Here is a 23,399-nt window from a genome sequence, read left to right as displayed (position 1 = left end):
GAGACTTCGGGACGTCAAGCCAGATCGGGAAGCCGTACAGGAAGGGGAGGGCGATGGCCGACGACGACCGCACCTACAGCGTCGTGCTCAACGACGAAGAGCAGTACTCCATCTGGCTCGCGGACCGCGAGCCGCCGGCCGGCTGGCGGCGGGACGGGGTGGAGGGCCCCAGGGACCACTGCCTCGACCACATCGAGCGGGTCTGGACCGACATGCGCCCGCTGAGCCTGCGGCGCAGGATGGCCGAGAACGGGGACAGCTGATGGACGCGGCGGCCACCTTCCCGCTCTCCCCCGGCCAGCGGCGGATGTGGTTCCTCGACCAGCTCGCCCCCGGCGCGACCCACTACGTCGAGATCGTGGCCGTCCCGCTGGGCGGCCACGTCGACGCGGGCGCGCTGGGCGCCGCGCTCGGGGAGCTGGTGGTCCGCCACGAGATCCTGCGGACCCGCTACGCCGACGACGGGTCCGGCCCGGTCCAGATCGTGGACCCGCCGGCGCCCGTCCCGCTCGCGGTCACCCGCGCGCCCCGCGAGGAGGTCGCCGACGCCGAGGCGGCGACCCCCATCGACCTGACGACCGGGCCGATCCTGCGTGCGGTCCTGGCCGTCGGCGAGGAGGAGGACACGCTGGTCCTCGCCGTGCACCACATCGCGGTCGACGGCTGGTCGCTGGACGTGTTGTGCCGGGAGCTGCGGGAGGCGTACACGGCCTTCGCGGCGGGGCGGGTCCCCCGGCTGCCGGAGCCCGCGCTCCAGTACGCCGACTACGCCCTCTGGCAGGAGTCGCTGCGCCACGACGGCGACCTGGCCTACTGGGCGCAGACATTGGCGGGCGCGGCCCCGGCCGAGTTGCCCGGCGACCGGCCCCGCCCGCAGACCCAGCAGGGCGAGGGGGCCATCCACCCCTTCCGCGTGCCGGCCGCGCTCGCCGCCGCGCTGCGGGACCTCGGCACGGCCGAGCGGGCCTCGTTGTTCTCGACCCTGTACGCCGCCTTCGCGATGACGCTCGCCCGGCACACCCGGGTCACCGACGTGGTCGTGGGCACCCCGGTCGCCGGACGCCCGGTGCCCGAGGTGGAGGACCTCGTCGGCTACTTCGTCAACTCGGTGGCGCTCCGCGCCGACCTGGGCGGCGACCCGTCGTTCCGCGAGGCGGTGCGGCGGGCGCGCGAGGTCGCGCTCGACGCGTTCGCGCACGCCGGAGCCCCGTTCGACCTGGTCGTCGACCATCTCGGGGTGGAGCGGGACCTGAGCCGCAACCCCGTCTTCCAGATCGCGTTCGTGCTCCAGAACACCCCGCAGGACCACTGGCGGCGGCTGCCGCCGCGACGGCAGGCGGCGCTCTTCGACCTCACCTTCGAGCTGACCGAGACCCCCGACGGCGGCCTCGACGGGCTGCTCACCTACGCCGAGGCCCTCTACGACCACCCGACCGCCGCCCGGCTCGCCGCCCGCTACGTCGCGGTCCTGGAGCAGGTCGCCGCCGACCCGGACCTCCGGCTGGGCGCGCTCGACCCGCTGACGGCCGGCGAGCACGACGCCCTGGCCGGCTGGAACCGCACCGAGGCCCCCGGCCCGTGGCCGCCCCTGCACCGGCTCGTCGAACGGCACGCCGCCGCCACGCCCGGCGCGATCGCGGTCGAGTTCGGCGGCACGACGCTCACCTACGCCGAGCTCGACGCGCGGGCGACCGCGCTGGCCGCCCGGCTCGACGTGCCCGCCGAGTCGCCGGTGGCGGTGTGCCTGCGGCGCGGCCCGTCGGGGGTGATCGCCTTCCTGGCCGCGCTGAAGGCGGGCGCCGCCTACCTCCCGCTCGACCCCGCCCATCCCGACGAGCGCCTCCACGCGACCCTCGACGACGCCGGGGCCCCGCTCCTGGTCACCGAACCGGCCCTGGCCGCCCGCTTCCCCGGCCGCCCGATCGTGCTGGCGGGCGACGAGGGGGGTTCGGCGGACCTTGAGAGGACCGACGATCCCGACCGGCTCGCGTACGTCATCTACACCTCCGGGTCGACCGGGCGGCCGAAGGGCGTGGCGGTGCCGCACCGGGGCCTGGCCGGAGTGGCCGCGCACCAGGCCGGGCTGCTGGGCCTCACCGCCGCCGACCGGGTGCTCCAGTTCGGGTCGCCGAGTTTCGACGCCTCCGTCTACGAGATCGTCATGGCGCTGGCGCACGGCGCCACCCTCTGCCTGGCCGACGCCGACGACCTGCTGCCCGGCGACGCCCTGGCCGCCACCCTCGAACGGCTGGAGGTGACCGCCGCGCTGATCCCGCCGTCGTGCCTGGCCGCGACCCCGCCGCGCGAGCTGCCCCGGCTGCGGGTGCTCACCGTGGGCGGCGAGGCGTGCCCCGAGGCCGTCGTCCGCGACTGGTCGGCGCCGGGACGCCGCCTGGTCAACCTCTACGGCCCCACCGAGATCACCATCCTGGCGAGCGCGGTCGACTGCGACCCGGCGGACGGGGTGCCCCCCATCGGGCGGCCGATCCCCGGCATGCGCCTGCACATCCTCGACGACGCGCTGAACCCCATGCCCGTGGGCGCACGGGGCGAGTTGTTCCTCGGCGGCGACGGCGTCGCCCGGGGTTACGCGGGCCGGCCGGGCCTGACCGCCGGCCGGTTCGTGCCCGACCCGTGGGGGCCGCCCGGCTCGCGTCTCTACCGGTCCGGTGACGAGGCCCGCTGGCTGCCCGACGGGCGGATCGAGTTCCTGGGGCGGCTCGACCACCAGGTCAAGATCCGCGGCCATCGGGTCGAGCTGGGCGAGATCCGGGCCGCGCTGGCCCGGCACCCGGACGTCGGCGCCGCCGTGGTGGTGCCGCACGGCGACCGGATCGCCGCGTACGTCACCGGGGCCGCCGAACCCGCCGCGCTGCGCGCCTTCCTGCGGCGGGGCCTGCCCGAGTACATGATCCCCGCGCAGCTCCAGGTGCTCGACCGGTTCCCGCTCACCACCAGCGGCAAGATCGACCTCGCCGCGCTGCCCGCCCCGGCCGTGTCCTCCGTGTCATCCGGGTCGGCCCCGCGCACCCCCGACGAGGCGCGGATCGCCGCGATCTGGGCCGCCGCGCTCGGGTCCGCCGTCGGCGTCGACGACGTGTTCTTCGACGCCGGCGGCGACTCGATCAGGGCGGTGGCCGTGGTCGGAGAGATGCGGCGGGCGGGTTACCGGGTCAGCGTCAGGGACGTCTTCACCCACCGCACCGTCGCCGCCCTCACCGAGGCCGTCACCGGGCGCGCCCCCGCCTCGGGCCAGGAGGGCGCGGCCCCGTTCGCGCTGCTGGAGCCCGGCGACCGCGCCCGGCTGCCCGCCGGGCTCGACGACGCCTACCCCGCCTCGGCCAACCAGGTCGGCATGCTCTACGAGCAGCTCAAAGGCGGCGAGGCCGACTACCACACGATCACCAGCTTCCTGGTGCGGGGCGCGTTCGACGCCGACGGGCTGCGCGCCCGCGCCGCCGCCGCGCACGCCCGGCACGACGTCCTGCGCACGTCGTTCGACCTCACCTCGTTCGGCGAGCCGATGCAGCTCGTGCACCACGACGCCGGGCCGTGCGTGGACGTCGACGACCTGCGCCACCTGACCGGCCCCGAGGCCGACCGGGCGGTGCGGGCCTTCCTCGACCGGTGGCGGCGCACGCCGCTCGACGTGACCCGGGCGCCGCTGCTGCGGATCACCGCGCACCTGCTGCCCGGCGACGCGTGGCGGCTCACGCTGGTGCAGTGCCACGCCGTCCTCGACGGCTGGAGCCAGCACCTGCTCGTCGGCGAGCTGCTCGGCCGCGAACCGGGCCCGATCCCGATCCGGTACGCCGACTTCGTCCGCGCCGAACGGCGGCGGCCGGCCGAATCGGCCTACTGGGACGCCGTGCTGGCCGCCGCCGACCCCCTCACCGTGCCCGCCGCCTGGGGCGGGACCGGAACCGGCCACTACACGCTGCCCGTCCACACGGGCGACCTCGACGCCGGGCTGCGCGCCCTGGCGGCGCTGGCGGGCGCGCCGATGAAGGCGGTGCTGCACACGGCCTATCTGAAAGCCCTCGGCGTGCTGACCGGCCGGGACACCGTCTGGTCGGGTCTGGTCAGCCACGGCCGCCCCGAGGAGCCGGGCGGCGACCGGGTGCTCGGGCTGTTCGTGAACTCGGTGCCCTTCGGGGCCCGGCTGACCGGCACCTGGACCGACGTCGTGCGCCGCGTCTTCGCCGGGCACCTGGACCTGGAACCGCACCGGGCCCATCCGCTCGCCGAGCTCCAGCGCCGCCACCCCAGCGCGGGCCGGCTCGTGGACGCGGTGTTCAACTACGTCGACTTCGCCACGTCCGCCGACGAACGGCTCGACCACACGGCCACCTACGACGTCACCCAGTCGGAACTGGCCTTCGACGTGTCCACCACCCCGGACGGCCTGCTGCTGACCGCGCGGGAGGACCGGCTGGCCCGGCCGTACGGCGAGCTGCTGACGGCGACGCTGCGCGGCGTGCTGGCGGCGATGGCCGCCGACCCGGACGCCGACGCCGGCCGCCACCGCCTGGCGTGGCCCGCCGCCCAGGCCGCGCCCCCGGCGGCGGACGACTGCCTGCACACCCTCTTCGAACGCCAGGCCGCCCGCACCCCGGACGCCCTCGCCGTCGACGCCCCCGACGCCCGCCTGACCTACGCCCAGCTGAACGCGGCCGCCGACGCGCTGGCCGCGACGCTGCCGGGCGACGGCCGGCCCGTGCCCGTGTGCCTGCCGCACGGCGCCGGGCTGGTCACCACCCTGCTCGCGGTGCTGAAGTCGGGCGCGCCCTACCTGCCGCTCGACCCCGACCTGCCCGAGGAGCGCCGCCGCGCGCTCGTCGCGGCGACCGCCGGTCACCGGCCCGGGGAGGGGCCCGGCTCGGTGGCGTACCTGATCCACACCTCGGGCTCGACCGGGCGGCCGAAGGGCGTGGCCGTCACGCACCGGGGGGTGGCCAACCGGGTCGCCGACACGATCCGCCGCCATCGGGTGACCCCCGCCGACCGGGTGCTGCTGCGCACGCCCATCGGCTTCGACGCCGCCGCCTGGGAGATCTTCGTCCCGCTGCTGGCGGGGGCCGCCGTCGTGGTCGGCGAGGGCGACACCGCGTGGGACGCCCGCGCGGTCGTCACCGCCGTGGCCGAGCGCGGGGTGACCGTGCTCCAGGCGGTGCCGTCGATGCTCCGGCTGCTCGCCGACGAGGGCGCGGCCGGGCTGCGGCTGGTCTACTCGGCGGGCGAGCAGCTCGACCGGGCGACCGCCGAACGCGTGGCGGCCGGGCTGCCCGGCGCGGAACTCTGGAACGCCTACGGCCCGACGGAGTGTTCGATCGGCTGCCTGGAGGGCCGCCACCTCGCCGGCGACCCGGGCGAGGCGGTGCCGATCGGCACGCCGATCGCCGGGGTCGACGTGCTGGTGGCCGGGCCCGGCGGCGGGCCCGTCGCCGACGGAGCCGTCGGCGAACTGTACGTGGGCGGCATCGCCGTCGCGCAGGGATACCACGGCGACCCCGCCAGGACCGCCGCCGCGTTCGTGCCCGACCCGAGGGGCGGCGGCGGGCGGCTCTACCGCACCGGCGACCTGGTCCGCCGCCTGCCCGACGGCCGCTACGCCTTCTGCGGCCGGACCGACGCCCAGCTCAAGGTGCGCGGGGTGCGCATCGAGCCCGGCGAGGTCGAGGCGGCGCTGCTGCGCCACCCCGAGGTCGCCGCCGCGGCCGTCACCGCCAGGGACAACCGCCTCATCGGCTACGTCGCGGGCACCGCCGCCCCGGCAGACCTGCGCGCGTTCCTGCGCCGTTCGCTGCCCGCCGAGTACGTGCCCACCGACTTCGCCACGCTGCCCGAGCTGCCGCTGACCCCCAACGGGAAGATCGACAGAGCCGCCCTCCCCGAGGTCGGCAGAACCGTCTCCCGGGTGGCCCCGCGCACGCCCGAGGAGCGGCTGGTCCGCGACGTCTGGTCCGACGTCCTCGGCGTCGGCGACATCGGGGCCGACGACGACTTCTTCCAGCTCGGCGGCTACTCCCTGCTGGTCCCCCGGCTGGCCGCCGCGCTGCGCGGCCGGTCGGGCGCGCCGATCCCGCTGCGCGACCTGTTCGCCGCCTCGACCGTCGAGGCGCAGGCCCGGCTGCTCACCTCCCGCGACCCCGCACCCGCGCCGGTCGCCCGCGACCGGTCGGTCCCGCCGCCGCTGTCGCCGGGGCAGCGCCGGCTCTGGTTCCTCGACCGGCTCGAACCCGGCAGTCCCGAGTACGTCCTCCCGATCGTCCTGCGCCCACAAGGCACCCCGGAGGCGATGGCGGCGGCCCTGCGCGCGCTGGCCGACCGGCACGAGATCCTGCGCACCCGCTACGACGACACTCCCGCCCAGATCGTCGACCCCCACCCCACGGTCGACTTCACCGTCTCCGCCGACGACCTCGGCACGGTGCTGGCGCGGGAGCTCGCCACCGGGTTCGACCTGGCGGCCGGTCCCGTCTGGCGGGCCACCCTGGCCGCCGACGGGCGGCTGCTGCTGCTCGTCCACCACATCGCCTGCGACGGCCACTCGGCCGGGATCATCCGCCGCGACCTCGACGACCTGCTCGCGGGCCGCCCGCTCGCCCCGCTGCCGTTCCGGTACGCCGACGTCGCCGCCGCCCACGACGAGGGCGACCTCGGCTACTGGCGGGCCCGCCTGGCCGGCCTGCCCACCATGGACCTGCCCGCCGACCGGCCCTCCCGGCGCACTCCCGGCGGGGCGACCCTGGGCTTCGACGTCCCCGCCGGCGTCGCCGGCGCGGCCCTGGCGACCGGCCGGGAGCTGGGCGCGACCCCGTACATGACCACGCTGGCGGCGTTCGCCGTCCTGCTCTCGCACGTGTGCGCCACCACCGACGTCGTCGTCGGCACGCCCGTCGCCGGCCGCCTCTCGCCCGAGTCGGCCGGGGTCGTCGGGTTCTTCGTGAACACGCTCGTGCTGCGCTGCGACCTGGCGGACGTGACCGGCCTGGCCGGGGCGATCCCCCGGGCGCGGGAGACCGCGCTGGGCGCGTTCGCCCACCAGGGGCTGCCGTTCGAGCGCCTGGTCGAGGAGCTCGCCCCCGACCGGGACCTGGGCCGGACCCCGCTGTTCCAGGTGATGTTCGAGATGGGCGAGGAGGTCCCGGGCGACGACGAGGTGCTCGGCGCCTGGACCCGGGCCAAGTTCGACCTGACCCTCAACGTCGCCCGGCGCCCGGACGGCTCGCTGCGCGCGGTCTTCGAGTACGCCACCGACCTCTTCACCCCGGAGGCGATCGCCCGCCTCGCGGGCGCGTACACGCGGATCCTGGCCGGGGAGCCGATCGTGACCGAGACGCCCGCGCCGCCGGACGACGTCCCGGAGGGCGGCGTCCTGCCCGAGATGGTGGAGGAGCAGGTCCGCCGGACGCCCGACGCCGTGGCGGTCGAGTTCGGGGCCGAGTCGCTGACGTACGCGGAACTGGACGCCCGGGCGAACGCCCTGGCCCACCGGCTGCGCGCCCTCGGCGTCGGCCCCGACGTGCCGGTCGGGGTGCTGCTCGACCGGTCGTTCGAGCTGGTCGTCGGGCTGCTCGGGGTGCTGAAGGCGGGCGGCTGCTACGTGCCGCTGGAGACCGAGTACCCACCAGCCAGGATCGGCCGGCTCCTCGGCGAGGCGGGCGCACGATTGTGCCTGACCGCGCCCGGCACCCCGCTCCCCGCCGGGGTGCGGGCGGTGACCGTGGACGACGCCACCGCCGCCGCCGGACCCGCGTCCACCACCCGGCCCGACCACCTCGTCGCGGTCTACTACACCTCGGGCTCGACCGGGCGGCCGAAGGGCGTGGCCGCGACCCACCGGGGCTGGGCGGTCCGGATCGCCGCGATGCAGGAGGCGATCGGGCTGCGGCCGGGCCAGGGGGTGCTGCAGAAGACCACGGTGGTCTTCGACGACCTGCCGGTCGAGGTGTTCTGGCCGCTCGTGACCGGCGGCCGGGTCGTCCTCCTGGCGCCGGGCGCGCACCGTGACCCGGCGGCGATCCTGCGTGCCGCCGCCGACCACGACGTCGCGGTCGTGCTGGTCGTGCCGAGCATGCTCGCGATGCTCACGGAGCTCGCGCCCCCGGCCGGGCTGCGGCACGTCGGCACCAGCGGCGAGGCGCTGCGCCCCGAGCTGGCCATGGCGTTCCTCGACCGCTTCCCCGGCGTCACGCTGCACAACCACTGGGGCGTCACCGAGGCGTCCATCGACTCGACGCGGCACCGGGTGAGCCGCGCCGACGCCGGCGAGCCGGGCGCGGTGCCCATCGGCCGCCCGCTGCCCGGGGCCCGCGTCCACGTCCTGGACGCCGACCTGCGCCCGGTGCTCCCCGGCACCCGGGGCGAGCTCTACATCGGCGGCCCCGGCGTGGCTCGCGGCTACCACGGCGACCCCGCCAGGACCGCGGCGGCGTTCGTGCCCGACCCGTTCACCCCGGGCGGCCGCCTCTACCGCACCGGCGACCTCGCCCGGCGGCGCGAGGACGGCACGATCGTCTTCCTCGGCCGGACCGACCACCAGGTCAAGATCCGGGGCGTCCGGGTCGAGCCCGGCGAGATCGAGAGCGTGTTGCGCGGTTGCCCCGGCGTCCTCGACGCCGTGGTCGACGTGTGGCGGCCGCCCTCGGGCGACCTGCGGCTGGCCGGCTACTTCCAGGCCGCCGGGGGGACGACCGGCGCCGACGTCCGGCGGCACCTGGAGGACCGGCTGCCGGGCTACCTGGTGCCCTCGGCGCTGATCCCGCTGCCCGCCGTCCCGCGCACGGCGGCGGGCAAGACCGACCGGGCGGCGCTGCCGCCGCCCGACCCCGCCGCCGCGCTCCGCGAGCAGGGGGTGACGCCGCCGCGCACCGCCGCGGAGGAGATCATCGCCGGCATCTGGAGCGAGGCGCTCGGCGCCGAGGTCGGCGTGCACAACGACTTCTTCCACGCGGGCGGCCACTCGCTGCTCGCGGCCCAGGTGATCGCGGCGGTGCAGGACCGGTTCGACCTCGAGGTGTCCCTGCGGACGCTGTTCGAGAGGCCGACGGTCGCCCAGCTCGCCGCCGCGGTCGAGGACCTGATCCGAGCGGAGGTGGCCGGCCTCTCCGACGCGGAGGTCCGCGCCGAGACGACCCCACAGGAGACACGCGCATGACCATCGACATCTCACGCGAGGAGCTGATCCGGCTGCGGCTCTCCGGCGGCGGACGGCGGCGCGCCGGCGTCCCGGCCGCCGACCGGACCGGCCCGCTGCCGCTCTCGTTCGGCCAGGAGCGGTTGTGGTTCCTGAGCCGCCTGGCCCCCGACAGCCCCGAGTACCTGGTCCCGCTGGCGCTGCGGCTGCCCGGGCCCGTCGACGAGGCGGCGCTGGGTGCGGCCCTGACCGCCCTGGTCGCCCGGCACGAGATCCTCCGCACCAGGTACGCCCTGGCCGGCGCCCAGCCGGTCCAGGTGATCGACCCGCCGCCGCGGCTCACGCTGCCGGCCGAGCCCGTCGGCGACCTTCCCGCCGCGCTGGCCGCCGAGGCCGCCGCGCCGATCGACGTGGAGACCGACCACCCGCTTCGGGCCCGCCTGTTCTCCATCGGGCCCGGCGAGCACGTGCTCAGCCTCGTGCTGCACCACATCGCCTGCGACAACCGCTCGCTCGGGATCCTCGTCGAGGAGCTGGCGGCCCTCTACCGGGAGAAGGCCACCGGCGTGCCCGCCGGGCTCCGCCCCCTGTCCGTCCAGTACGCCGACCACGCCGCCTGGCAGCGCGGCCGGGTGGCCGGGCCGGGCCTGGAGCGCGCGCTGGCCCACTGGCGGGCGGCGCTCGACGGGATCACCCCGCTCGACCTCCCCTCCGACCGGCCCCGCGCGGCCGTCCGCGACTGGGCGGGCGACGAGGTGGTCTTCGAGCTGTCCGCCGCCCGGACCGCCGCGCTGCGCGCCGTCGCCGCCGAGGCCGGGACCACGCTGTTCACGGTGCTGCTGACGGCGTACCAGGTGCTGCTCGCGGGCCGGGCGGGCCGCCGCGACGTCGCGGTCGGCACGGCGATGGCGGCCAGAAGCCGCCCGCACGAACAGGACCTGGTGGGGCTGCTGCTCAACACGCTGGTGCTGCGAGCCCGATGGGAGGGCGACCCTTCTTTCGCCGACCTGCTCGACGACGGCAGGGCCTTCCTGCTCGGCGCGCTCGACCACCAGGAGGTGCCGCTGCACCTGCTCATGGACGCCGCCCGCACCCCGCTCTTCCAGGTCATGTTCGACCTGCTCGAAGGAGCGGGCGCCGGCGGCGGGCCCTGGGAGCAGCTGGAGACCGGCGGCGGCGTGGCCAAGTTCGACCTGACCCTCCAGCTCGCCGAACGCCCCGACGGCTCCCTCCTCGGCGGGCTCGGCTACGCCGGCGCGCTGTTCGACCGGGCCACGGCCGACCGGCTGACCGCCGGTTACCTGCGTGTTCTCGACCTGATCGCCGCCGACCCCGGCGTCAGGGTGTCCGAGCTCACCGCGATGACCGAGGGCGACCGGCACGCCCTGCTCCGCGCCGGAGACGGCGGCCCGCCGCTCCCCCGCCACCCGTCGGTGGAGGCCGCGGTCGCGGCGCACGCCCGGCGCGCCCCCGACGCCCCGGCCGTGCGGTGCGCGGGCGAGACGGTCTCCTACGCCGACCTGGACGGGCGCGCCGACGCGGTGGCCCGCCGTCTCATCGGGCTCGGGGTGGGCCGGGGTGACGTCGTCGGCGTCTGCCTCGACCGGGGGCCGCTGCTGCTGCCCGCGCTGCTGGGCGTGTGGCGGGCCGGGGCCGCGTACGTCCCGGTCGAGCCGGGGCATCCGGACGAGCGCATCGCCGAGGTCCTCGTCGACGCGGGCGCGACGGTCACGCTGTCGGAGTCGGCGCACGCCGCCCGGCTGCCGGGGCAGGTCGTGGCCCTCGACCGGGAGGCGTTCCGGGCGGGCCCGCCCGTGGAGGTTCCGGCCCCGGGGCCGGACGAGGCGGCGTACATGATCTACACCTCGGGGAGCACCGGAAAGCCCAAGGGCGTGCTGGTCACCCACGGCGGGCTGGCCAACTACCTGGCCTGGGCGGCCCGTGACTACGCGGGCGGGGCGGGCCACGGCGCGCCGCTGTTCTCCTCGGTCGCCTACGACCTCGTCGTCACCACCCTCTACACGCCGCTGCTGCTCGGCCGCCCGGTCACCGTCATCCCGAAAGACGTCGAGGCCGCCGGGCTCGCCGACGCGCTGGCCGCCCGCGCTCCCTACGACTTCGTGAAGCTCACCCCCGGCCACCTCGAACTGCTGCCGCCGGACCCCGGTCTGGCGGGCACGCTGGTGGTCGGCGGCGAGGGCTTCGCCACCCGCCTGGCCGTCCGCTGGCGGGGCACGAAGGTGGTCAACGAGTACGGCCCGACCGAGATCACGGTCGCCAACTCCACCCACGTCGCCGACGGCAGGGAGACCGGCGACCTGCTGCCCATCGGCCGCCCGATCCCCGGCACCACCATGTACGTGCTGGACGAGGACCTGCGCCCGGTCCCGCCCGGCGTCCTGGGCGAACTGCACGTCGGCGGCCTCCAGCTGGCCCACGGCTACCACAACAGGCCGGGCCTGACCGCTGACCGCTTCGTCCCCGACCCCTTCGGCCCGCCGGGCGCCCGCCTCTATCGGACCGGCGACGTGTGCCGGGTGTTGCCGGGCGGCGCGGTCGAGTACCTGCGGCGCGCCGACGACCAGGTCAAGGTGCGCGGCCACCGGGTGGAACCGGCCGAGGTCGAGGCGGCGCTGGCCGCCCGCCCGGGGGTCCGCGCCTGCGTCGTGACCCTGCTCGACGGCGCGCTCGTCGCCCACGTCGTGGCGGCCGACCCCGGCGCGCCGCCCGCGCCCGGTGAGCTGCGGGACGCGCTGGCCAGGTCGCTGCCCGCCCACATGGTGCCGGCCGCGTTCGTCGCCGTGGACGCGCTGCCGCTGACCGCCAACGGCAAGGTCGACCGCCGCGCGCTGCCCGCCCCGACGCGCGACGACCGCGATCTCGACGCCGGTTACGTCGCGCCGGGCGGCGGCGCGCAGACCCGGGTCGCCGAGGTGTGGCGGACGGTGCTCGGCCTGGACGAGGTCGGGGCCGGCGACAACTTCTTCGACGTGGGCGGCGACTCGCTGCGCGCGGTCGCCCTCGTCGGCGCGCTGCGCGACCTCGGGCTCGACCTGTCGGTGCAGGACGTGTTCGAACGCCCCACGATCGCGGCGATGGCCGCCCTGGCCGCCGACCGCCCCGACGCCGAAGACGAGCCCGGCACGCCCCCGTTCGCGCTGATCACCGAGGCCGACCGGGCCCTGCTCCCGGCCGGCGTCCAGGACGCCTATCCGCTGTCGCTGGTCCAGGCCGGCATGGTGTACGAGATGCTCACCGGCGACGGCGCCAACCACTACCTCAACACCACGACCTACGAGATCCGCGACGGCCGCCCGTTCTCCCCCGAGGCCATGCGGGCCGCCGCCGCCCTGATGACCGGACGGCACGAGCTGCTGCGCACCTCGATCGACCTGACGGGCTACGGCGAGCCCCTGCAGCTCGTGCACGACCGGGCCGAGCTGCCGGTCGAGCTGACCGATCTGACCGGGCTGACCCCCGCCGAGCAGGACCGCCGGGTGCGCGCGTTCATGGCCGCCGAGCGGCGGACCCTGTTCGACCTGGCCCGGCCGTCGCTGCTGCGGATGCGCGCCTTCGTCTTCGGGCCCGGCCGGTGGGCGCTGACGATCACCGAGTGCCACGCCATCCTCGAAGGCTGGAGCTACCACCAGCTCCTGATGGAGCTGCTCACCACCTACCAGGACCTCGTCTCGGGCCGGGACCCGGTCACGCCCGAGATCCCGAGGGTCAGGTTCGCCGACTTCGTCGCCGCCGAGCGGGACTCCCTGGCGGGCGAGGCGGACCGCGCCTTCTGGGCGGGCGTCGTCGGCGGCGCGGCCCGGTTCGAGCCGCCGCCCGCGTGGCGCGGGGAGGGCGGCCAGTACAAGATCGAGGTCGCCTTCGACGACCTGCTGCCCAAGCTGACGACGCTCGCCCGCGACGCCGAGGTGCCGCTCAAGAGCGTGCTGCACGCCGCCCATCTCACCGTCATGAACGCGCTCACCCACGAGCGCGACTTCTTCACCGGCCTGGTGTGCGACGCCCGGCCGGAGGCGAGCGGCGCCGACCGGGTGCTGGGCATGTTCCTCAACACCGTCCCGTTCGCGTTCCGGCTCTCGGCCCCCACGTGGCGCGAGACGGTCAAGGACGTCTTCGCGCGCGAGATCGCGCTCTGGCCGCACCGGCGGTTCCCCGTGCCCGCCATGCAGCGCGAGTTCGCGGGCGGCCGGCGGCTCATCGACGTGATGTTCAACTACCTGGACTTCCGGTCGGTCGACGAGGAGCTCGTCGACATCCACCACAGCATCGACGACAGCCCCAACGAGTTCCCGCTCTCGGTCACCGTGTTCCGGCTCGGCGTCGTCGACCTGACGATCCACGCCGACGTCATCGGCCGGGAGCACGGCGAACTGCTGGCCGCGATGTACCGGTCGGTGCTGGAGGCGCTCGCCGAAGGGCTCGACGGCGACCCGCGCGACGCCCTGCCCGCGTTCCCCGGATCGTCCCTGCACGGCCCGACGGGCGGCACGGTCGCCGTCCACGAGGCGGTCGCCCGGCACGCCCGCGAGCGGCCGGAGTCGGCCGCCGTGGTGTGCGCCGCCGGCGTCACCACCTACGCGGACCTGGACGCCGGCGCCAACCGCCTCGCCCACCACCTGCGCGGCCTGGGCGCCGGGCCCGGGACGCTGGTCGCGGTCTGCCTGCCGCCCGGCCCCGAGCTGGTCACCTCGGTGCTGGCCGTGCTGCGCTCGGGCGCGGCGTACGTGCCGCTCGACCCCGCCCACCGGGGCGACCGGCTGACCGGCTGCCTGGCCGACAGCGGCGCGCTCACCGTGATCACCCGCTCCGAGGTGCTCGGCGACGCCGGGGGCGCGGTGCTGCTCGACCGCGACGCCGCCGTCGTCGCCGCCCGGCCCGCGACCGACCCCGAGGTGCCCGTGTCGCCCGGCGACCTCGCCTACGTGATCTACACCTCGGGCTCCACCGGCCGTCCGAAGGGCGTCATGGTCACCCACGGCGGCCTCGGCAACTACCTCGCCTGGGCGGCGGCGGCCTACGGCCCCGCCCGGACCCACGGCGCGGTGGTCGCCGGGTCGGTCGCCTTCGACCTGGCCGTCACCTCGCTGCTGCTGCCGCTCGTGCTGGGCCGCGACGTCGTGTTCGAGGACGTCGCACGGGCCATGGGAACCGCCGAGGAGTACACCCTCCTCAAGATCACCCCCGCCCATCTGGAGGCGCTGCGCGGCGGGGTCGCCGACGCGGGCAACGTGGCGACCTTCGTCGTCGGCGGCGAGCAGCTGCGGACCGGCGCCGTCGAGGCGGTCCGCGCCCTCGCCCCGCACGCCCGGTTCGTCAACGAGTACGGCCCGACCGAGACCGTCGTCGGCTGCTGCGTGCACGAGGCCCGCCCCGGCGCGCCCGGCGCCGTCGTCCCCATCGGCCGGCCCATCGCCGGGACCGTCATGCGCGTCCTGGACGCCTCCCTCGTCCCGGTGCCGCCGGGTGTCGCGGGCGAGTTGTGCATCGGCGGCGACGGGGTGGCGCGCGGGTATCTGAACCGGCCCGCGCTGACCGCCGAGCGGTTCGTGCCCGACCCGCTCGGGCCGCCGGGAGCCCGTCTCTACCGGACGGGCGACCTGGGGGTCGTGCGCGGCGACGGCGACCTGGAGTACCTCGGCCGCCTCGACGACCAGCTGAAGGTGCGCGGCCACCGCATCGAGCCGGGCGAGGTGGAGGCGCACCTGCGCGCCCATCCGGCCGTCCGGGACGCCGTGGTGACGGCGCCGGGAGGGCGGCTGACCGCCCATGTGGTGGCCGACGGGGAGGCCGACGTGATCGGCTTCCTGGGCGGGCGGCTGCCGGCGTACATGGTGCCGTCGGTGGTCGTGCCGATCGCCGAGGTGCCGCTCGGCGCGGGCGGCAAGGTCGACCGCCGGGCGCTGCCGGAGCCCGGCGCGGCCGCGCCCCGGCCGTACCGCGAGCCCCGGCCGGGCGCCGAGGCGCTGGTGGCGCAGGTCTGGGCCCGGGTCATCGGGGTCGGCCGCGCCGGCGGCGACGACGACTTCTTCGACCTCGGCGGCGACTCGATCCTGGCCGTGCACGCGGTCGCGGCGGCCCGCCGGGCCGGGCTGGCCGTCACGCCGCGCATGGTGCTGGAGCGCCGCACGCCCGCCGCCGTGGCGGCGGCCCTGGCCGAGGAGGCCGTGGGCTCGGCCGCCGAGCAGGGGCCGGTGACCGGCGAGGTGCCGGTCACCCCGATCATGCTGGCCTTCGCCGACGAGGGCGCCGACCTGCGCGAATATCCGCAGATCGCGCACCTGCGGGTCGATCCGGCGCCCGACCCCGGCCTGCTGGAGCGGGCGCTGCACGACGTGGTCGCCCACCACGACATGCTCCGCCTGCGGCTCGACGGCGGCCGGATGGTCCTGCCCGCCGCCGAGGACCGGCCGCTGCTGCGGGTGCGCACCGTCGCCCCCGGACTCGCGGCGGAGACGCTGCGGGCCGAGGCCGCCGCGCTGTCCCCCGATCCCGCCACCGGCCCGGCCGTCGCCGCCGTGCTCGTCGAGAGCGGCGCCGGCCCGGCCGACCTGCTCGTCGCGGCCCACCGGCTGACCGTCGACGGCGTGTCCTGGCGGTTCGTCGTCGACGACCTGAACGAGGCCTACCGCAGGAGGGAGACCGGCCGGGAACCCGCGCCGCCGCCCAAGACCACCGCGTTCCGCGACTGGGCCGCCCGCCTCCGGTCGGCCGACGCGGCGGCGGAACTGCCCTACTGGCGGGACCGGGGGCCCTACCACCCGATCCCCGTCGACTTCGACGGCGAGAACACCCAGGCCGGCCAGCGGGAGCTCACGGTCGGGCTCGACCTCGGCGGGCCGGTCGCCGGGCTGCGCGACCTGCTGCTCGCGGCGCTGGTCCGCGCCTTCACCCGCCGCACCGGCGGCGACCGGCTGCTGGTCGAGGTGGAGGCGCACGGCCGCCCCGCCGACCCCGACGTCTCGCGGACGGTCGGCTGGTTCACCGTGCTGCACCCCGTCGAGCTGGGCCTGGCCGACCAGGCCGACGACCAGGCCGCCGAGGTGGCGCGGGCGCTGCGCGCCGTCCCCGGCGGCGGGGTCGGCCACGGGGTGCTCCGCGACCGGCTCGCCGACCTGCCCGAGCCGCAGATCAGGTTCAACTACACGGGCGCCGGCGACGCCGGGCGCGGCGGCGACCGTTTCACCCCCGCACCCGGCGGCCCCTCCCCCGCGCGGGCCGTCACCGGCCGCCGGTCCCGCCTGTTCGAGGTGGACGCCGCCGCCCGCACCGGGGCCCTCACCGTGACCTGGGCCTACTCACCGAACGCGCACGCCGAGGCCACCGTGCGCGGGCTCGCTCTCGACCACCTGGCCGAACTCCGCGCGCTTCTGGAAGGGAAGGCGTCATGAACGGCGAAGACCTCTACGTGCGACCGAACGTCCGGATCCAGGGCCTGGTCGACCGGTTCGCGGCGTGGTTGCACACGCTGGCGCCGGTCGCGGGCGCCATGAACCTGGCCAACCTGCAACTGCCGATGCTCGACTCCTACCTCCAGCAGCCCGACGTCCACGCCGCCGCCGTCGCCAACCCCAAGATGAAGGGCGGCTTCTTCGTCAACGTCGACCGGGCGCGGCTGGCGGAGGTGCGCGCCCTGACCGAGGAGATCCGGTCGGCGAACCGGGCCCCGCTCGCCCTGGCCGAGGCCGTCAAGAGCGCGGAGGCCATGATCCGGGCCCAGGCGACCGGCTACGACCTGACCCCGCTCTACGCCCAGCTCCCCCCGGAGCTGCGCGGCCTGACCGAGCTCGTGTACGACCTCGACCACGCCCCCTCGTTGCGGTTCATGGAGCCGCTGCTCTACCGCTCGGACTACCACCGCGAGTCGCGCCAGTCGATCGACCTGTCCCTCGACGACGGTTCGGAGCCGCCGTTCATCCTGAGCACGCCGCGGCTGCCCGAGCCGGGCCACGTCCAGTTGCCGCTGGCGCTGGCCCACCCCGGCATCGACGCGTTCTTCGCGCTGCGCGACAAGCCCCGCCCGTTCTCCGAGATCCGGGAGTTCCTCCAGGTCGGCGACGACGCGACGGCCCGCACGCTGCGCACCCTCCTCACCGACGACCCCCGCCTGCCCCGCGACCGCAACCTCGGCGAGGGCGGCCGGATCCGCTACTACGGCCACGCCTGCCTGGTGCTGCAGAGCCCGTCGACGTCGGTGATCGTCGACCCGCTGATCAGCTCGGACAGCGGCACCGGCGACCGGTTCACCTACGTCGACCTGCCCGACCACCTCGACTACTGCCTGATCACCCACGGCCACCAGGACCACATCGTGCTGGAGTCACTGCTCCAGATCCGGCACAAGCTGGGCGTCGTGGTCGTGCCCCGCAACGGCGGCGGCCACCGGCAGGACCCGTCGCTGCGGCTGATGCTGGAGGCGGCCGGGTTCACGGTCAAGGAGGTCGACGACTACGACGAGATCCCCTTCGAGGGCGGCTCGATCGTCGCGACCCCGTTCCTAGGCGAGCACTGCGACCTCGACATCCGGGCCAAGTCGACCTACTGGGTCAGGATCGCCGGCCGTAGCGTCTTCGTCGGCGCCGACTCCTCCGGCCTCGACCGCGACTGCTACGCGCGCATCCGCGAGAACGTCGGCCCCGTGGACGTCGCCTTCATCGGCATGGAGTGCGACGGCGCGCCGCTGACCTGGCTCTACAGCCATCTGTTCACCCAGCCGGTGCCGCGCAAGATGGCCATCACCCGCAAGTTGTCGGGCTCCAACGCCGAACAGGCGCTCGGCATCGCCGGGGAACTGCGCGCCAAGGAGGCCTACGTGTACGCCATGGGCCAGGAGGACTGGCTCCAGCACATCATGGCCACCAGCTACACCCCCGAGTCGTACCAGCTCAAGCAGGTCGCCGAGTTCCTCTCCGGGGCCCGGGCCCGTGGTCTCGGCGCCGAGGCGCTGCTCGTCAGGAAGGAACTGCGGTGGTAGACGTCCGGCTCCTCCTCGACACCGGCCCCACCGAGGCCGAGGTGGCGCGGGTCGAGGCGCGGTTCGCCGCGCACGGCCTGACCGTCACCACCGAGGGCCATTCCTACGGCGGCCCGCCGCCGACCTCGGCCTTCCTCATCGTCGTCAACACCCTGCTCGCCCCCTTCCTCGACCGGCTCACCCCCGGAGACCTGGCCGCCCTGACCGCCGACCTGCTCGCCCTGCGGGCCGACCCGGCGCGCTGGGGCCGCCCGCACAGGCTCAAGTTCGAGGACGCGCAGACCGGCCACGCCGTCCTGATGGACGCCGGTCTGCCGCCGGCGGCGTACACGGCGCTGCTCGACCTCGACCTGGCCCGGTTCGACCGGGGCGCCCCGCCCGTCCAGGTCGAGTGGCACCCGGCGCTGGCCCTCTGGCAGGCGCGGCTGATCACCGTGGCCGGGCGGGCCACCGTGCCGATCCCGGCGCGCGGGCCCGCCGAACCCCGCCTGCGGCCGCTCACCGAGCGCGAGACCGGCGAGTTGTGGCGGCTGATCGACCCGTCCGGGTCGGAGATCACCCGCCGCCGGGCCGCCGCGGTGTTGTCCAGCTCGCAGGGCTGGAACGCGGGCTCGGTCGCCCGCCGCCTGCTGCTGAGCGAGCGCCGGGTGCGGGCGCTCGTCGACGAGTTCAACACGGCGGGCCTGGCCTCGTTGTCGCCCGACTACACCGGCGTGCACCAGGTCGAGCCCGGCCCGGACCGGCGGGCCGCCGCCCGCGCCGCCGCCCGCCGCACGCCCGCCGACTTCGGCCGCCCGGACGTCTGCTGGAGCCCGGCCGCCCTGGCCGAGTTCCTGGTCGCCGAGGGGCTGCTGGAGGACGTCACGCCGGAACTGCTGAAGGAGGTCCTGTCATGACCGCCGAGGAGATCGTGTTCGACGGCCTCACGGGCCTGATCGCGTGGCCGGAGACGCCGGGACCCCATCCGGGCGTGGTGATCGTGCACGGGTCGGGCGCGGTCGACCGCTTCGGGGCCGAGGGCACCCTGCGCCCGATCATCGGGCACTTCGCCGCGGCGGGATACGCCGTCCTGTCCTCCGACAAGCCGGGCCACTGGGAGACCCAGACGTTCGACGACCGGGCCGCCGAGACGGTCGCCGCCTGCCGGTTCCTGGCCGCCCACCCCCGCGTCGACGCGCGGCGGGTGGGCCTGTGGGGCATCAGCCAGGGCGGCTGGATCGGCCCGATGGCCGCTTCGGCGGCGCCCGATGAGATCGCCTTCGCGATCCTGGTGTCGGCCTCGCCGATCACGCCGTACGAGCAGGCCGCCCACCAGATCGGCGGCGAACTGCGCGCGGCCGGCCGCACCGAGGACGAGGTCGGCGCGGCGCTCGGCCTGCTCGCCGAACGCACCGCCCTGCTGGCCGACGGAGTGCCCGGAGCCCGCATCCTGGCCGGCGAACCGCCGGAGCTGGCCCTGCTGCCCTGGTACCCGCACGTCGCCACGACGGCGGAGGAGCTCGACTTCATCCGGCCCATCTGGCACTTCGACGTGCTGCCCCACCTGGCGGCGCTGCGCTGCCCGCTGCTGGCGATCTGGGGCGCGCTCGACCCGCACATGCCCGCCGCGCGCTGCGCCGCGATCACCGCCGCCGCCCTCGCCGACGGGGGCGGCGCCGACTTCACCCTTCAGGTCGTCCCCGGCGCGGGCCACCGCCTGCGTGACTCCCGGGGCGACCTGGCGGCAGGCTATCTCGACGGCATGACCTCCTGGCTCGGCCGGGTGGTCCACGACCCCATCACGATCGGAGCCCCGTCATGACCACCCGTTCCGCCGAGGCGGCACTGGCCGCGTACGAGTCGCTCGCGCCCGTCTACGACACCATGAAGGCCGGCAACAACACCGGGAACTGGGCCAAACTGCTCGACGGCGTGATCCGGGAGGCGGGCCCGCCCGGCGTCCGGCTCATGGACGCCGCCTGCGGCACCGGCAAGACCACGCTGGCGCTGCGCGACCTCGGCTACAAGGTGGCCGGCTTCGACCTCAGCCCGTCGATGATCGCGGCGGCGCTCTCCCGCGGCCCCGGCGTCGCGTTCCAGGTCGGCGACCTGCTCGATCCGCCGCCCGGCCTGGGCCGCTTCGACGTCGTCACCTGTCTCGACGACGCCCTCAACTACCTGCTCGACCCGGCCGACCTCGACCGCGCGCTCACCGGCCTGGCGGGGCTGCTCGCGCCGGGGGGCGTGCTGGTCTTCGACCTCAACACCCTGCACGCCTACCGGGGCGTCGGCGCCACCACCACCGTGATCATGGACACCGACACCGAGTACGTCGTGCTGACCGGCACCGCCCGCCCCGACCACGCCCCGGGCGAGCGCCTGACGCTCGACTTCGCCACCTTCAGCCACGACGGCGACCACTGGCGCCGGGCCGACTCCAGCCACCACCAGCGCCACCATCCGGCGGCCGACGTGCGCGCCCTGCTGGAGAAGGCCGGCCTGACGGTCGCCCGGGTGTACGGGTTCGTCGACGGCTCCCTGTTCGACGAGCTCGACGAGCACGCCGCCGACAAGGCCCTGTTCGTCGCCGTCCGCGCCGCCGGATGACCGGCTGGGCGCCCTTCCGGCACCACGCGTTCACGCTGCTGTTCGCGGGCCGCTTCGTCGCCTTCCTCGGCAACGCGGTGGCCCCCGTGGCGGTGGCGTTCGCCGTTCTCGACCTGACGGGCTCGGCGGGCGACGTCGGCCTCGTGCTGGCCGCCCGCAGCCTGGCGCTCGGCGTGTTCGTGCTGGTCGGCGGGGTGTGGGCCGACCGGCTGCCGCGCAACGCGGTGCTCGTCGCGGCCAACCTCGTCAGCGCGGCCACGCAGGCCGTGGCGGCGACGGTGGTGCTGACGGGCAACGCGAGCGTGCCCGCGCTGATCGGGCTGGAGGCGGTCAACGGCGCGGCGGCGGCGTTCGTGTTGCCGGCCGCGTCGGGGATCATCCCGCAGACGCTGCCGCCGACGCTGCTGCAGCGGGGCAACACCCTGCTGCGGATCGGCACCAACGCGGCGGCCGTCGGCGGCGCCAGCCTGGGCGGCTTCGCCGTCGCGGCGCTGGGGCCCGGCTGGGGGCTGGCCATCGACGCCGCCGCCTTCGCCTTCGCCGCGGGGATCTTCACGCTGATGCGGGTCGGCCGCGCCGTCCCCGAGGGCGGGGAGGAGGGCGCCGGGTTCGCCGCCGACCTGCGGACGGGGTGGCGCGAGTTCGCCGCCCGCACCTGGTTGTGGGTCGTGGTCGCCGCGTTCTGCGTCATCAACGCCGCCTTCGCGGCCGCGTTCGCGACGCTGGGCCCGGTGGTCGCCGACACGTCCGTCGGCCGGGCCGGGTGGGGGCTGGTGGTCGGCGCGCAGGCGGCCGGCTTCCTGCTCGGCGGGCTCGCGGCGCTGCGGCTGCGGGCCGACCGGCCGCTGCTGACGGCGATGGCGGCGATGCTGGCGACCGCGCCCGTCCTGTTCGTGCTGGGGCTGGCGCCCGCGCTGGCGCCGCTGGTCGCGCTGTCGGCGCTGGCCGGGGCGGCGATGGAGGTCTTCGGCGTGTTGTGGGACACCTCGGTGCAGCGCAACGTGCCGCAGGAGGTGCTCTCGCGCGTGTACGCCTACGACGCGCTCGGCTCGTTCGTGGCGATCCCGGTCGGGCAGGCGCTGGCCGGGCCCGTGTCCGTGGTGTTCGGACTCGGGCCCACCGTCGCGTTCTGCGGGGTGCTGATCGTCGGGGCCGTGGCCGCCGCGCTGGCCGTTCCGGGGGTGCGGCGGCTGCGGCTCTAGCCGATCTCGTACCGCCAGCCCGGGGGGCCGGGCACCGCGCCGCGCTGCACGGCCGACAGGTGCCGGGCCAGCCGGGTGGTCACCGGGCCGGGCGTGCCGTCGCCGATCCGCCACTCTCCCCCGGCGGAGCGCACGGTCCCGACCGGGGTCACCCGCGCGGCGGTGCCGCAGGCGAACACCTCGGTGAGCGCGCCGGAGGCGCAGTCGCGCCGCCACCGGTCGACCGTGATCGGGGCCTCCTCGACCGGGAGGCCGAGCCGCGGGGCGAGGTCGAGCAGGCACTCGCGGGTGACGCCGGGGAGCACGGTCGAGGTCAGCGGCGGGGTGACCAGGCGGTCGTCGTACACGAAGAAGAGGTTCATGCCGCCCAGTTCCTCGACCTGGCGGCGCTCGACCGGGTCGAGCCAGACCACCTGGTCGCACCCCTGCCCGGCGGCCTCCGCCTGGGCGAGCAGCGCGCCGCCGTAGTTGCCCGCGCACTTGACCGAGCCGGTGCCGCCGGGCGCGGCCCGGGTGAAGGTCTCGCTCACCCAGACCGTGACCGCGCCGAACCCGGAGGCGAAGTAGCCGCCGCTGGCGAAGGCCATGAGCAGGAAGCGGTACTCCAGGGCGGGCCGCAGCGCCAGCGTCGCCTCCGAGGCGAACATCAGCGGCCGCAGGTAGAGGCAGCTTCCGGGCGCCTCGCCGACCCAGTCGCGGTCGTGCCGCACCAGCGTGTCCACGGCGGCGACGAACAGGTCGTCGGGCAGCTCGGGCATCGCCAGCCGCCGAGCCGAGCGCCGGAACCGGGCCGCGTGGGCGTGCGGCCGGAAGACGGCGACGCCGCCGTCCTCCCCGCGGTGGGCGTTGAGCCCCTCGAACACGACCTGCCCGTAGTGCAGGCCGACCGTCGCGGGGTCGAGGCTGATCGGCCGGTACGGCGTCAGCGCCCCGTCGTGCCAGCCGTCCCGCGGCGACCACCGCAGCGAGACGAGGTGGTCGGTGAAGACCCGGCCGAACCCCGGGTCGGCGACGAGCTCGCGCCGCCGCGCGGCCGGGGTGGGCGCGGCGGCCGGTTCGATCCGGAAGGGCGCCCCGGTGAGCATGGTCATGGTGGTCCTCCTCAGACCAGGGGCGTGTAGAAGAAGGTCGTCCGCCGGGCGAACCGCCCCGACGGGGCGAAGGTGAAGAAGTCGGCGAAGCGCAGGTCGACGTTCCTGCCGTCCTTGAGGCGGCCCGCGAACGCGCCGCTGACCGCGATCCTGTCGGGGCCGGCGATCACCTCGTCGAGGGTGTGCCGGCCGTGCTCGATGATGCGCTGGTCCTGGTAGAAGCGCTTGAGCGCGGCCCGCCCGTTCAGCGGCACGTAGCCGGGGCGTTCGTAGACCGCGTCGTCGGCGAACAGGGCCAGCAGGCCGTCGACGTCGTCGGAGTCGACCCGGTCGTAGTAGGCGCGGACGAGCGCGACGTCGTCGCGGATGGTGGTGCTCATGATGACCGCCTT

At 76.0% G+C, this 23,399-nt stretch carries 10 protein-coding genes; 8 read left to right on the top strand and 2 right to left on the bottom strand.

Annotated features, from left to right (window positions below):
• Positions 1-53: 53 nt before the first annotated feature.
• The 8 genes from AW271_RS01445 to AW271_RS01410 are packed head-to-tail and all read left to right on the top strand — an operon-like array spanning position 54 to position 21,916.
• Positions 54-263 carry an MbtH family protein gene (locus AW271_RS01445; protein ID WP_062330542.1) on the top strand — a complete coding sequence of 70 codons (210 nt, stop codon included), beginning with the start codon at positions 54-56 and terminating at the stop codon, positions 261-263.
• The gene (locus AW271_RS01440; RefSeq protein WP_062330540.1) at positions 263-9,160 is read left to right on the top strand and encodes a non-ribosomal peptide synthetase; all 8,898 of its coding nucleotides are present in this window, start codon (positions 263-265) and stop codon (positions 9,158-9,160) included. Before AW271_RS01445 ends, AW271_RS01440 begins: the two co-directional genes overlap by 1 nt.
• The gene (locus AW271_RS01435) at positions 9,157-16,545 is read left to right on the top strand and encodes a non-ribosomal peptide synthetase (protein ID WP_062330537.1); all 7,389 of its coding nucleotides are present in this window, start codon (positions 9,157-9,159) and stop codon (positions 16,543-16,545) included. The genes AW271_RS01440 and AW271_RS01435 overlap by 4 nt, the downstream gene beginning before the upstream one ends.
• Positions 16,542-18,128 carry an MBL fold metallo-hydrolase gene (locus tag AW271_RS01430; protein WP_062330535.1) on the top strand — a complete coding sequence of 529 codons (1,587 nt, stop codon included), beginning with the start codon at positions 16,542-16,544 and terminating at the stop codon, positions 18,126-18,128. The genes AW271_RS01435 and AW271_RS01430 overlap by 4 nt, the downstream gene beginning before the upstream one ends.
• Entirely contained in the window at positions 18,122-19,024 is a 903-nt protein-coding gene (locus AW271_RS01425; RefSeq protein ID WP_062330532.1) for a COG3415 family protein, read from the top strand. The genes AW271_RS01430 and AW271_RS01425 overlap by 7 nt, the downstream gene beginning before the upstream one ends.
• Complete coding sequence (locus AW271_RS01420; protein ID WP_062330531.1) at positions 19,021-19,929, top strand: alpha/beta hydrolase family protein; 909 nt, start codon at positions 19,021-19,023, stop codon at positions 19,927-19,929. The genes AW271_RS01425 and AW271_RS01420 overlap by 4 nt, the downstream gene beginning before the upstream one ends.
• Positions 19,926-20,714, top strand: a complete 789-nt coding sequence (locus tag AW271_RS01415) for a class I SAM-dependent DNA methyltransferase (RefSeq protein ID WP_062330528.1) — start codon at positions 19,926-19,928, stop codon at positions 20,712-20,714. The genes AW271_RS01420 and AW271_RS01415 overlap by 4 nt, the downstream gene beginning before the upstream one ends.
• A complete protein-coding gene (locus AW271_RS01410; protein ID WP_062330526.1) occupies positions 20,711-21,916 on the top strand; it encodes an MFS transporter in 1,206 nt (401 codons plus the stop codon). Before AW271_RS01415 ends, AW271_RS01410 begins: the two co-directional genes overlap by 4 nt.
• On the opposite strand, the gene AW271_RS01405 is transcribed toward AW271_RS01410, so the two are convergent.
• The gene (locus tag AW271_RS01405; RefSeq protein ID WP_245652886.1) at positions 21,913-23,007 is read right to left on the bottom strand and encodes a branched-chain amino acid aminotransferase; all 1,095 of its coding nucleotides are present in this window, start codon (positions 23,005-23,007) and stop codon (positions 21,913-21,915) included. The genes AW271_RS01410 and AW271_RS01405 overlap by 4 nt on opposite strands.
• 11 nt (positions 23,008-23,018) lie before the next feature.
• Positions 23,019-23,387: a nuclear transport factor 2 family protein gene (locus AW271_RS01400; protein WP_062330524.1), complete on the bottom strand. Its 369-nt coding sequence runs from the start codon at positions 23,385-23,387 to the stop codon at positions 23,019-23,021.
• Positions 23,388-23,399: the final 12 nt, after the last annotated feature.

The sequence above is a fragment of the Herbidospora sakaeratensis genome (genome assembly GCF_001570525.1).
Classification (GTDB): Bacteria; Actinomycetota; Actinomycetes; order Streptosporangiales; family Streptosporangiaceae; genus Herbidospora; species Herbidospora sakaeratensis.
Note: the sequence above shows the minus strand (reverse complement) of the source record. Positions and strands in the feature narration are given on the sequence as shown.

Bases quoted from the DNA above. Each gene is read 5' to 3' on its own strand.
- AW271_RS01445 (WP_062330542.1), top strand. From the start codon at position 54: ATGGCCGACGACGACCGCACCTACAGCGTCGTGCTCAACGACGAAGAG.
- AW271_RS01440 (WP_062330540.1), top strand. From the start codon at position 263: ATGGACGCGGCGGCCACCTTCCCGCTCTCCCCCGGCCAGCGGCGGATG.
- AW271_RS01435 (WP_062330537.1), top strand. From the start codon at position 9,157: ATGACCATCGACATCTCACGCGAGGAGCTGATCCGGCTGCGGCTCTCC.
- AW271_RS01430 (WP_062330535.1), top strand. From the start codon at position 16,542: ATGAACGGCGAAGACCTCTACGTGCGACCGAACGTCCGGATCCAGGGC.
- AW271_RS01420 (WP_062330531.1), top strand. From the start codon at position 19,021: ATGACCGCCGAGGAGATCGTGTTCGACGGCCTCACGGGCCTGATCGCG.
- AW271_RS01415 (WP_062330528.1), top strand. From the start codon at position 19,926: ATGACCACCCGTTCCGCCGAGGCGGCACTGGCCGCGTACGAGTCGCTC.
- AW271_RS01410 (WP_062330526.1), top strand. From the start codon at position 20,711: ATGACCGGCTGGGCGCCCTTCCGGCACCACGCGTTCACGCTGCTGTTC.
- AW271_RS01405 (WP_245652886.1), bottom strand. From the start codon at position 23,007: ATGACCATGCTCACCGGGGCGCCCTTCCGGATCGAACCGGCCGCCGCG.
- AW271_RS01400 (WP_062330524.1), bottom strand. From the start codon at position 23,387: ATGAGCACCACCATCCGCGACGACGTCGCGCTCGTCCGCGCCTACTAC.